Origin of the sequence: Hominisplanchenecus faecis (assembly GCF_020687205.1) — a bacterium.
GTDB lineage: Bacteria > Bacillota > Clostridia > Lachnospirales > Lachnospiraceae > Hominisplanchenecus > Hominisplanchenecus faecis.
The window spans coordinates 103,598-115,663 of sequence record NZ_JAJEQE010000005.1; the positions used below are offsets into that span (position 1 = coordinate 103,598).

The 12,066-nt window shown below is 47.9% G+C and carries 5 protein-coding genes; 1 reads left to right on the top strand and 4 read right to left on the bottom strand.

The genetic code is table 11. The annotated features are described in order from the left end of the window. Positions 1 to 42: 42 nt before the first annotated feature. The 4 genes from addA to LKD42_RS02950 all read right to left on the bottom strand — a co-directional run bounded on the left by addA (position 43) and on the right by LKD42_RS02950 (position 10,128). On the bottom strand, positions 43 to 3,684 hold the full coding sequence (gene addA / locus LKD42_RS02935) for a helicase-exonuclease AddAB subunit AddA (protein WP_248834776.1): 3,642 nt from the start codon (positions 3,682 to 3,684) through the stop codon (positions 43 to 45). Further along, the gene (locus LKD42_RS02940) at positions 3,684 to 7,076 is read right to left on the bottom strand and encodes a PD-(D/E)XK nuclease family protein (protein ID WP_248834777.1); all 3,393 of its coding nucleotides are present in this window, start codon (positions 7,074 to 7,076) and stop codon (positions 3,684 to 3,686) included. Before LKD42_RS02940 ends, addA begins: the two co-directional genes overlap by 1 nt. Before the next feature lie 107 nt (positions 7,077 to 7,183). After that, positions 7,184 to 9,835, bottom strand: coding sequence for a valine--tRNA ligase (locus tag LKD42_RS02945; protein WP_248834778.1), 2,652 nt, complete (start codon positions 9,833 to 9,835; stop codon positions 7,184 to 7,186). 149 nt (positions 9,836 to 9,984) lie between these two features. Next, a complete protein-coding gene (locus tag LKD42_RS02950) occupies positions 9,985 to 10,128 on the bottom strand; it encodes a hypothetical protein (RefSeq protein ID WP_248834779.1) in 144 nt (47 codons plus the stop codon). A gap of 258 nt (positions 10,129 to 10,386) precedes the next feature. Here LKD42_RS02950 and LKD42_RS02955 point away from each other — a divergent pair, with 258 nt between their 5' ends. Next, positions 10,387 to 11,880 (top strand): AAA family ATPase, encoded by a 1,494-nt coding sequence (locus LKD42_RS02955; RefSeq protein WP_147631749.1) that lies wholly within the window; start codon positions 10,387 to 10,389, stop codon positions 11,878 to 11,880. Positions 11,881 to 12,066: the final 186 nt, after the last annotated feature.

Below are 12,066 nucleotides of genomic sequence, written 5' to 3' on the forward strand. Positions count from 1 at the left end.
CATCTTTTCCAGTATATATCGACCGGCAGCAAAATGCAAGGTTTAAAGAGCGATGCCCTCCTGCAAAGAGAAGGCATAAATGATTTTTTCCTTTACTTCATGCCCGGTCGTCTGTTTCAGTGCCTTTGCATAGTAATCAAGCTGGGCCTGATAGCGGTCTTTTAACTTCTGTTCCTGTCCTTTTAAAACCCGGTCCGTCTTATAGTCCAGCAGAACGATCTGGTCTCCTTCATAAAACCATGCATCAATGATTCCCTGTACCAAAACCATTTCTTCTTTATCCCACTGCGGCCGGATATCCGATGCCGGCACACCGATCACAAACTGTTTTTCGCGATAAAGCTGACCTCTTCTGGCCGCATCTGCCGCCCGTTTCCCGATATCGGTTCGGAAAAAGTGCACGATCGCCGGAATGTTCAAAAGCGATATCTCTTCTTCGCTTATCTGTTTTTTCTTTTGAAGTTCCAAAAGCTGTGCTTCCACCTGTCGGACCGTATCCGCTGCCGTAAAATCAAGCCGCTGCATCACATGATGCATGGCAGTTCCTTTTACCGCCCCGCTCTTTTCTTCTTTTGCCTCCAAAAATTTTGGGACTGTTGCCGTATCTTCCGATTCTTTTATCAGTACGATCCCCTGATTTTTCGGTTCTTCTTTCTGCTCCTGTATCTGACTTTGACGCTTGATCTCTGAAACCGAACATTTTCCCTGGATCTCCAGCCTTCCTTCATATGGATAGATTTTCGCACTCTCCTGCGTCATCCAGGCAAGAAAAGCGGCATATCCTTCCTCCTTTTCAAAAAGGTGATCTCTGAACTGCCGCAAGATCGTATCGCCGTGGTTTTCCTCATCCAGTTTTTCCCGGTACAGGTCATCCACGCTATATTTGCGGATTGGAATTTCTGACTGTATCCCTTCTTCATAGAGCACAGAACGCAGAATCCATTCGAGCATCGATGCGGCATTTTTGATCTCCAGATAAGACAGCTGCTTTTTTCCTGCCCCGCCGCTCCATTTCGCGATCGTATCTTCCATTTTTTTGAGACTTCCGCTCAAATAGAGCTTTTCTTTTGCACGTGTCACCGCCACATAGAGGACTCGCAGTTCTTCCCCGAGACTTTCCGTCAGCAGGATCTGCTGGATCGCTTTCTTTAAGATTGTCGGTGCCTTGGTCCGAAGCAGCGGATCAACGACGTCACAGCCCACGCCATAATTCTGGTGGATGGCGATCGTACTTCTGGCATCCTGCCGGTTAAATGCTTTTCCGAGTCCTGCCACAAAGACGACCGGAAACTCCAGTCCCTTGCTCTTATGGATGCTCATGATCCGCACCGTATTCTCTTCTTCTCCGATCGTACTTGCCTCACCGAAATCCACTTCATATTTCTGCAGATTTTCGATATATCGCACAAAATTAAACAGGCCGCGGTAGCTGGTACTCTCATAAGCTGCCGCCTTTTCTGCGAGCATCTCAAGATTTGCCTTTCTCTGCGATCCCGCCGGCATCGCACATACATAGTCAAAATATCCGGTTTCTTCGTAAATTTTCCACAGAAGCTCGTGCATCGGCGTATACGGCACACAACTGCGAAAATATTCCAGCACTTTAAAAAACTTCTGAAGTTTTTCTCTTAAAATCCCGTCGCTGCCCGCATTTTCATACGCCCGGCACGCTTCATAATAAGAAACTTCGGGATTCTCCGTACGGATCTTCGCCAGTTCTTCTGTCGCAAACGTGCCGATTGGAGACGTCAGCACTGCGGTAAACGGAATGTCCTGTCTTGGATTATCCAGGACACGCAGAAAGGACAGCACCGTACGCACTTCCAGTGCCGAAAAATAACCGCTTCTCGTCCCGGTGTACGCCGGAATTCCCATATCCGATAAAACTGCCAGAAATTCTTCCGACCAGCCGCTTAAGGAACGCAGCAAAATGACGATATCGCGATATTCTGCTTTTCGGTAATGCCTGCTTTCTTTGTCATAGACCAGCTCTCTTCCGACGATCGCTTTGATCTGTCCGCCGATCATACGTGCTTCGGCCTCTCTTGCATTTGTCTCTGTCACTGAATCTGCATCAAAGAGCAGGATCTCACTTCCGGAAAGCGGAGATTTTGCTGCCGTCAGATCATCCGTCTCAACATTGGTGACCAGTTTCGGAAATTCGATCCCGGCATAGAGTGCCGCATTATCATCATATTCTACATTTCCGAGATTCCGGTGCATAATCTTGCGAAAAATAAAATTGACATCAAAGAGCACTTCCTTTCGGCTTCGGAAATTTTTGTGCAGCTCGATCTTCTGATTTTCGGAGTCTTCCGTCGTATAGGTATCGTATTTTTCCATGAACAGCTCCGGGCAGGCAAGACGGAACCGGTAAATACTCTGCTTGACATCACCGACCATAAACAGATTGTTCTGCCCCATGCTGCATCTGGAAATGCTGATCAGGATCAGCTCCTGGACCATGTTGCTGTCCTGATATTCATCGATCATGATCTCTTCGAACTGCTTTGAAAAAGCCAGTGCCGCTTCACCTGGCACCACATTTCCATTCTCTTTTTTCACCAGGATCTGCAGTGCCAGATGTTCCAGATCTGAGAAATCCAAAAGATTTCGCTCCCGTTTTTTCTCCGTAAACCGCATTCCAAACTCGGATGCCAGCATCAGAAGCATCTGTGCGGACACTTTTCCCGCCTTCAGCTCTTCTAACATCTCCTGCGGACTCTGGTAAAAATACTGCTCCTGCAAAGAGGCAATGCCTTTTTTGATCTGATCACGCAAAAGCTTTACCTGTTCCCGCTTTTCATCCGATACTTCTTCATCTTTTTTTCTGGAAAGCACTGCAAATTTTCTGATGTTCAGAAAACGTCTGGCATATTCTGCGTAATCATTGCCTTTCGAAAGCTGTTTTAAGATCTCGCCATCCTGCTCCAGGGCATCTGCGTACATCCACGGTCCGTACGGCGAATTTGCGACTTTCAGGGCTTCTTTTCGGATCATTTCCAGATCATTCAGGGTCTGATCGACCTGCTCACAGATCATTTTCATCCATTCACTTGAGATCAGATCTTCCAGTGTATCAATATCATAATTTTTCTTACATTCTTTCAGCCATTCTTCCGGCCATGGATGACTTCTGGAAAATTCATAGACCTGCCAGATCATTTCGATCAGATTCTCATCATTTTTTCCGTTTGCAAAACATTCCACAAACTGTAAAAAGTCCGTATCGCCCTCCCGATACTTTTCTTCCAGAAGCTCTTCCGCCGTATCTCGCCGTAGAAGTTTTGCCTCTCCTTCATCCACGATAGAAAACGCCGGATCCAGATCGATCAGATGAAAATATGTCCGAAGCACCGACTGACAGAAACTGTCGATCGTCGTGATCTGTGCATGGAAAAGCAGCGTTTCCTGTCTTTGCAGATTCTCGTTATCCGGATCTGCGAGCAGCCTTTTCTGGATTTCCAGTCCGATCCGCTCACGCATCTCTGCCGCCGCAGCTCTTGTAAACGTCACGATCAGCAGACGGTCAATATCCACCGGATGTTCCCTGTCCGTGATCTTCTGCAAAATACGCTCTACCAGAACGGCTGTCTTTCCGGAACCTGCCGCCGCCGAGACCAGAATATTCCGGTTTCGAAGCCAGATGACCTGCTTCTGTTCTTCTGTCCACAGATTTCCCATCAAAAATCCCCTCCTTCTCGCAAAAATTCCCAGATATCATCCGGATCCAGTTCTTTGAGCCTCCGGTAATGCATGCCCGGTATTTTCCGATCAAAACCGCAGATATCTTTAAATTCACAGTAATCGCAGGCTGTTTTTCCTTTCTTTTCATAAGGATTGATCTTTACATCTCCCTCAAGGATCGCACATCCGATCGCCCGCATCTTCTCTTCCACAAATTTCGAAAGTGTCAAAAACTGCTCTTCGGATGCCACACTCGCATAGCGAGAATAGCTGCCGTCTTTGTTTCTGGCAACCGGAATGACCTCGGATGTTTTCTCCAGACTGCGGTCAAGTGCTTCTACCACTTCACTTTCTGCATTGACAAGACCATTTGGACGCAGCTCTTTCAAAATCCGTTTTTCCAGCTCTTCTTCGCTCTCCCCATGCTTCTGATCCACGATCGGATCTTTCATTGCATAATAGAAGATGCCTGCCGGTTTTATTTTTTTATCCGTATGAATGCGTTGTTCCATCTCCAGTGCCGCATTCAGATAAACGACAAGCTGCATCTGCAGTCCGTAATAAAATTCCTGTAGATCAAACACTTTATTTCCTGATTTATAATCTACGACTTTTACCAGAACTTCATCCTCCGTTTCGTACAGATCAATGCGGTCGATCCGCCCTTTCAGCCGCATCGTCTCTTCGTCCGAAAGTGCGATATTCACCGCCTTCAAGTCCGAAGAACTTAAAAACGGCACTTCAAAATTGGACGGAATAAAGTTTCCGGCACGCACCTGCCTGGTCAGTGCCCAGATCGTGCGTTCCATGATCCGCTTCATGCGGCGGATCACATATTCATTTCTGGCACTGGAATGCAGAAGGGTTGATGCATAAGCTTCGGAAACCTCTTCTACCGTCTCCGCCGCCAGACGTTTCTGTTCTTTCTCCGGAATGTTAAACCAGGTATATTCGCTCGCTTCCACTTTTCGTGCGTAAGACTCCAGCACCTTATGGAAAATATTCCCCATATCCACCGGCTGGAATACAAACAGATCTCTTTGCGATACCCGAAGACCATAATTCAGAAAATGTGCATAGGAGCACGCCGAAAATTTCTCCAGCCGGCTGACACTGTTGACCAGCGTCTGTCCGTAAAGCCGTTTTGCCGTCGTCTTTGACATCGGCTCCGTCTTTCCATGCAGAAAGGCCGCATCCAGCAGCTTTTTCGCCAGATCCTGATATTTTTCCTGTCCTTCGTACCATCCAAACAGACTGGCCGCCGTCTTCTCCACGTTTCCAAGTGCCGCTTTTCTCAGTCCGTCCGCCAGATGCACAATCCCGCTCTCTGCCGTTGTGATCCTTGCAAGCGGATCTTCAATCAGATCTTCATCCTGAAGCGTCAGCTGCGGAAACATCCTTAAAATACTTCCGACCACATAGGAAGGACGCAGCACTCGTCCGTCCAGCCCCATCCTTCCGTAAGAAAGATAAAGCTTTGCCGATGGTTTTGTCAGATTCAGATACAGATAAAACTTCTGGATATAACTGTTTTCCCTTGCCGTCGGTGCCAGTTCCATGCCAAGCTCGGATAAGGTTTCCCGGTCCATATCGGAGAGAATACTGGTTTTTTCTTCTTTTTTCGGCACCCAGCCGTCATTCAGTCCCAGAAAAAACAGTACTTTGATGTCCTTTAACCTGGTACGCTCGATATCACCGACCAGCACACAGTCCATCGTCGGAGGGATCATGCCAACCTTGGCCTCCTCAAATCCGGCATCGAGGATTTCAGTATATTCCTGAAGGCTCATCGGCTCATCACCAAGCAGCTCCACCAGTTTGTCAAACAGCTCGATCACTATGCCGTAGATCTGCTCGTATTCTCTTGCAAGGTCATAAGCCTCTTCCTGCTCAAATTTTTCCCGGTAATCCTGCATTTTCTGCTCAATACCATAATGCACCATCAGATCATAAAGTGCTTCTGTTTTCTGACGCACCGTCCCGTCCTTTTCTCTGACCTGATCCACAAAGGCAAGCAGCGGCGGCAGGATCTTCTCTTTGAACGGTTCTTCCTGTTCATCCCACGGCTCTTCCCAGCGTCTGCGGCTGTTGATCCCATTTGCCAGCACATAGTTTTCCAGCTGGTCGATCTCATCCTTTTTTAGCCCCGCAAGCCCGGTTCGCAGATAACGGAACATACTTTCATAGCGAAAGCTTTTGGCTGCGATCTGAAGGGCCGCCCGCAGAAATTCAACCAGCGGATTTAAGAGGAGCTTCCTGGTGCGGTCGATAAAACACGGAATGCCTTTCTGCTGCAATTCCTTTTTCATATGGTCACCAAATGATTCCATATCCCCGGTGATCACGGCAATATCCCGGTAACGCAGATTCTCTTCACGCACCAGATGCCAGATCGTCCGTGCCGCAAATTCTGCCTCTGCTTTCGCATCTCTTGCCACATGCAAAGACAGCTCCCGCTCCAGCTTCTGTGAATCTTGGGCTTCATAAATCTGATTGCCCGGTCGGAACAGATGTCTCTCCAGAAAGCGAAGTGCCGGTGCACTTCTGAAACGGATGCTTCCTTCTTTTCCGAGCACTTCCGGCTTTTCCAGCATACAGCCACATTCTTTTGCCGCCCCGGCCAGCTGCTGTATCGTCTTTTTGCTCAGATAAGAGAGTTTATGCATGGAAACCTTTTTCATCGGATCTTCCCAGGCATCCAACGTCACCGTGACATAGATTTTCTCCGCCGTCTGCATCAGTTCCCTCAGCAGCTTGTTCTGGATCGGCGTAAATCCGGTAAATCCATCCAGGGCGACCACACAGCCTTTTAAAATTTCAGATTTTTTTACGACATAACAGAGCTCTTCCAGGATCTCTTCCGAAGTAATGTACTTTCCCTGAAGTTCTTCCTGAAATCCCTCATACAGGTTTCGAATATCCTGTAATTTATAAGATAATGCATCTTTTTTCCCCGAACGCAGCTGTTCATCCAGTTCTTCCAGTGAAACATCATACTGCTTCAGCTCAGAAATGATGGATTTGACCTGCGAAATATAGCCGGGCTTGCGAAAATTTCGTCCAAGCACCGTCAGATCATTTTTCTGACGGGATGCCACACGCCGCAGCAGCAGATTCTTTCCGGTGTCCTCCAGAACGGTGTGTGTATCCACCCCGACTTCCTCAAAGATCCTCCATGCCAGACGCAAAAAGCTCTGCACATCAATATTTAAAATTCCCCTGTTTGGATGCAGTTCTACGAGTTCCCGCTGTGTCTGCATGGTAAACTGCTCCGGAACGATCACGATAAACTCCCGGTCCGGCTCCCGTATGGACTGCTCTATGATTTTTTTATAAAGTGTATACGATTTTCCACTGCCGGATGGACCGTAGATCAACTGCAATGACATAAGCATTTCCCTTCCTGTGTCCTGTTTTGCCTGATGCTGCAAAGTGGTCCCGCACAAAGTACAGAACCACTTTTTTCACAGTAAGAATGCCGGAGGCATCCTGTTTCCTATCTTGCCTGAAGATGAGTCAGTCTTTCTTTTACCTGATCCATCATCTGGCTGTATTTCTCTAATTTTGCACGTTCCTCTGCAACTTTGCTCTCCGGTGCCTTGCTCATGAAACGCTCATTGCTCAGCATGCCGTTGACACGTGCCAGCTCTTTTGTCAGACGCTGTTCTTCTTTTTGCAGACGCTCGATCTCTTTGTCGATGTCAACCAGTTCTGCAAACGGCATATAGATGACTGCCTCCGGAAGCACGGCAGATACTGCATCTTCGTCGATGCCGCTGCGGTCTGCCTGAACCGTCACTTCGCTTGCACTTCCAAGGGTTGCAAAGAATACTTTTCCGTTTTCGAACGTATTTCTCACATTCTCGCTTTCGGATACGACAAATACTTTTGCTTTCTTGCTTGGCGGTACGTTCATGCCTGTACGCACGTTTCGGATACCGCGGACTGCCTCTTTGATCATCTCAACGGCTGCCTCATCCTCTGCAAAATGCCACTCTTTAGTGAACTCCGGCCATTTGGAGATCATGATGGATTCTTCCTCGGACTGCAGCGTGCAGAAGATCTCTTCTGTGATAAACGGCATATACGGATGCAGCAGTTTCAGAGCATTTACCAGAACCGTCTTCAGTGTCCAAAGTGCTGCTGATTTTGTGGTATCCCCGTCATTGTACAGACGCGGTTTTACCATCTCGATGTACCAGTCGCAGAATTCTTCCCAGATAAAATCATACACTTTCTGAACGGCAATACCCAGTTCATATTTATCCATGTTCTCGGTTACTTCTTTTGCCAGTGTATTGACTTTGGAGAGGATCCATTTATCGGCTGCCGTCAGCTGATCTTTCGGCATTTCACCCGGAACTTCTGCTTTTTCAAGGTTCATCATGATAAATCTGGATGCATTCCATACCTTGTTTGCGAAGTTACGGCTTGCCTCCACACGCTCCATGTAGAAACGCATGTCATTTCCTGGAGCATTTCCGGTGATCAGTGTCAGACGCAGGGCATCTGCTCCGTACTGGTCAATGATTTCCAGCGGATCAATACCGTTTCCTAAAGATTTACTCATCTTTCTTCCCTGGGAATCACGCACCAGACCATGGATCAGTACATGATGGAACGGCACTTTTCCGGTCTGCTCGATCGCAGAAAATACCATACGGATCACCCAGAAGAAAATGATGTCATATCCGGTTACCAGCACATCGGTCGGATAGAAGTAATCAAAATCTTCGGTCTTATCCGGCCAGCCAAGTGTGGAGAACGGCCACAGTGCGGAAGAGAACCAGGTATCCAGTGTGTCTTCATCCTGTTTAAAGTGTGTGCATCCGCATTTCGGGCAGACCTTCGGCATTTCTTTTGCAACGACCACTTCGCCGCACTCGTCACAGTAATATGCCGGGATACGATGTCCCCACCAGAGCTGTCTGGAAATACACCAGTCACGGATGTTCTCCAGCCAGTGCAGATAGATCTTGTCAAAACGATCCGGTACAAAATTCAACTCGTTCTTTTTCAGAGCTTCGATCGCCGGTTTCGCCATCTCCTGCATCTTTACAAACCACTGCGGTTTGATCATCGGCTCAACGGTTGTCTTACAGCGGTCGTGTGTACCGACGCTGTGTGTATGCGGAACAACTTTTACCAGAAGTCCCAGTGCATCCAGGTCTGCTACCATGGCTTTTCTTGCCTCATAACGATCCATGCCTGCATATTTGCCGCCCAGTTCATTGATGGTCGCATCGTCATTCATGATATTGATTTCCGGCAGATTATGTCTCTTGCCAACCTCAAAGTCGTTCGGGTCGTGTGCCGGTGTGATCTTTACGCATCCAGTTCCAAATTCTTTATCTACGTAAGAATCCGCGATCACCGGGATCTCACGGTCTGTCAGCGGCAGCTTCAGCATCTTGCCGACCAGATCCTGGTATCTTTCATCTTCCGGGTTTACGGCAACGGCCGTATCTCCAAGCAGTGTCTCCGGACGAGTGGTCGCGATCTCCACGAAACGTCCTTCTTCTCCGACGATCGGGTAATTGATATGCCAGAAGAATCCGTCCTGATCCACATGTTCTACCTCTGCATCTGAAATGGAAGTTTTACATACTGGACACCAGTTGATGATCCTGGAACCTTTGTAAATATATCCCTTATTATATAATTTCACGAAAACTTCTTCTACCGCTTTGGAGCATCCTTCGTCCATCGTGAAACGTTCTCTGTCCCAGTCAGCAGAAGAACCCAGTTTTTTCAGCTGATTTACGATACGTCCGCCGTATTCTTCTTTCCACTCCCAGGCGTGTTTTAAAAACTCCTCACGTCCGATATCATTTTTATCAATGCCCTGCTCTTTGAGTTTCTGGATGACCTTTACTTCCGTAGCGATCGCCGCGTGGTCGGTTCCCGGCTGCCACAGTGCATTATAGCCCTGCATTCTTTTATAGCGGATCAAAATATCCTGCATCGTGTTGTCCAGTGCATGTCCCATATGCAGCTGACCGGTTACGTTTGGCGGCGGCATAACGATCGTAAACGGTTTCTTACTGCGGTCGACTTCCGCATGGAAATATTTCTTATCCAGCCAGTTCTGATAAATACGATCCTCGATTCCCTTCGGATCATAAGTCTTTGCCAATTCTTTGCTCATGTTGTCCTCCTGCTGTTGTTTGTTCTGCACATTAAATCAAATACACTCCAGACGGAATGTTTCAACGAAAAAAGCCCTCTGCATCATCCCCGGAAACGGAGATTCTGCAAAGGGCGTCATTTACGCGGTACCACCTTTTTTCATATACATCACAGACGGATGCATACCTCATTTCCCTTTAACGTCGGGTCACGTGAAAGCTTACTGTCCTGTCCGCGTATACTTATCTGCATACCGCCTGTCACAGAACTCGTTCTGCCCTCCGGCTCCAAAGCTACCTTCCAGCCACGCATCCTTAGGTTTCCTTCCAGCCTGCGAAAAACCCTCTCTGAAAGAGCTGTGTATGTACTCCTCTTCTTCCTCGCCTTTGTCCACGTTAATCATAGCGAAGGCAGACGGATTTGTCAAGAGATGACTGTGGATTTTGTTCCGGTGAAATTGATGCGAAAATACTATTGAGCCGGCCAGCAATCCATGATACACTTGACACACAGAAGATTTTGCAATATTTCGCTTTTCTTTCTGGTGCTAATGATGAAAGGAGTTTTTTTATGCCTGTATTTGATTTCAATAACACCCCGGAACCGGATGCTGTTCCGGAATGTACTTATACCACCTTTGCTTCCGACGAAAATGTTTCTTCCGCAGACAAACCGCTTCTTGTCCTTGACAACAGCAAAAAAGCCTGGAAACATCACTCCTGCGGAACGTTTACCAATCAGAACAAGCGTACCGCTTTTGAATTTAAAGAAGATGATGGTTCTACTGTAATCGCTGATATCAAAAAAGTGGATGCCCGCTTTGTAAGCCTGCTCCGCTGGCTCGGCGAAAATCACATTCCGGTTCGTTTATCCGGTGAAAACCGGGAGGGCGGCTATATGGTTTACCGTATCCGCGAGACTGCTTTCGGCGGCGGCACCAAGCTTTCTGCAGAGGATGGTTTCCTTCAGTTCATGATTGAACGTCTGCTTGCAAGCAATGCTCCGCTTCTGGAAGAATGTGAAGACGAAGATCTGGAGGAAGTCGGCGATGAGATGAAACTGACCAGCCTTCAGAGCATCACAGACTTTATGATCTGTGCCGGCCGCACCCTGCCGGATAATATCCGCCTGTGGGCAAGACGCAACCTTGCCGTTGCACGTTCCCATGAAGTTTCCCCTGAAGAACGCCGCCATGCCCAGCGTGCCCTCTCCATCATGATGAACATTCAGTGGAAGAGCAATTACTTCGAAGCCATCGATCCGGTTGCTGCACGCCGTATTCTCGATGAAGAACTTTACGGTATGGAACGCGTCAAACAGCGTATCATGGAGACGATCATCCAGATCAACCGCACGCATACCCTGCCGGCATATGGTCTGCTGCTGGTCGGCCCTGCCGGAACCGGTAAATCTCAGATTGCCTATGCCGTTGCACGTATCCTGCGTCTTCCTTGGACGACGCTTGACATGAGCTCCATCAACGATCCGGAACAGCTGACCGGAAGCTCCCGTGTCTATGCAAACGCAAAACCCGGAATCATTATGGAGGCTTTCTCAGTATCCGGAGAGTCCAATCTGGTCTTCATCATCAACGAGCTGGATAAGGCAGCCTCCGGCAAGGGAAACGGCAATCCGGCAGACGTGCTTCTGACCTTGCTTGACAACCTCGGCTTTACCGATAACTATATGGAATGTATGATTCCAACGACCGGCGTTTATCCTATCGCCACAGCCAACAACAAAGAGCAGATCAGTGCACCTCTGATGTCACGTTTTGCCGTGATCGACATCCCGGATTACACACCGGATGAGAAAAAGATCATCTTCTCCAAATTTGCACTGCCGAAGATTCTCAAACGTATGAGCCTCAAAGAGAATGAGTGCAAGATGACAGACGAAGCACTGGATGCTGTAATTGAACTGTTCTCCAATACCTCCGGAATCCGTGATCTGGAACAGGCCGCCGAACATATCGCAGCAAATGCACTGTATCAGATCGAAGTTAACCGTGTTTCCGAAGTTGTGTTTACCGCAGAGATGGTACGCAGCCTCTTACGCGACTAAGCATACATGGAAGATTTATGCATGTGCAAATGATCTGTGCAGAAGGTTTGTAAATGTGCAAATGAACGCCATAAAATAGTTTTGTAAAAAACAGTACGCCATGATGATTCGAAAACAATCTCCTGACACGCTGCGTTTCCTGTTCGGTTCGCTCGCCGGTTAGCCGCCCTTCTCCTAAACTCGCCT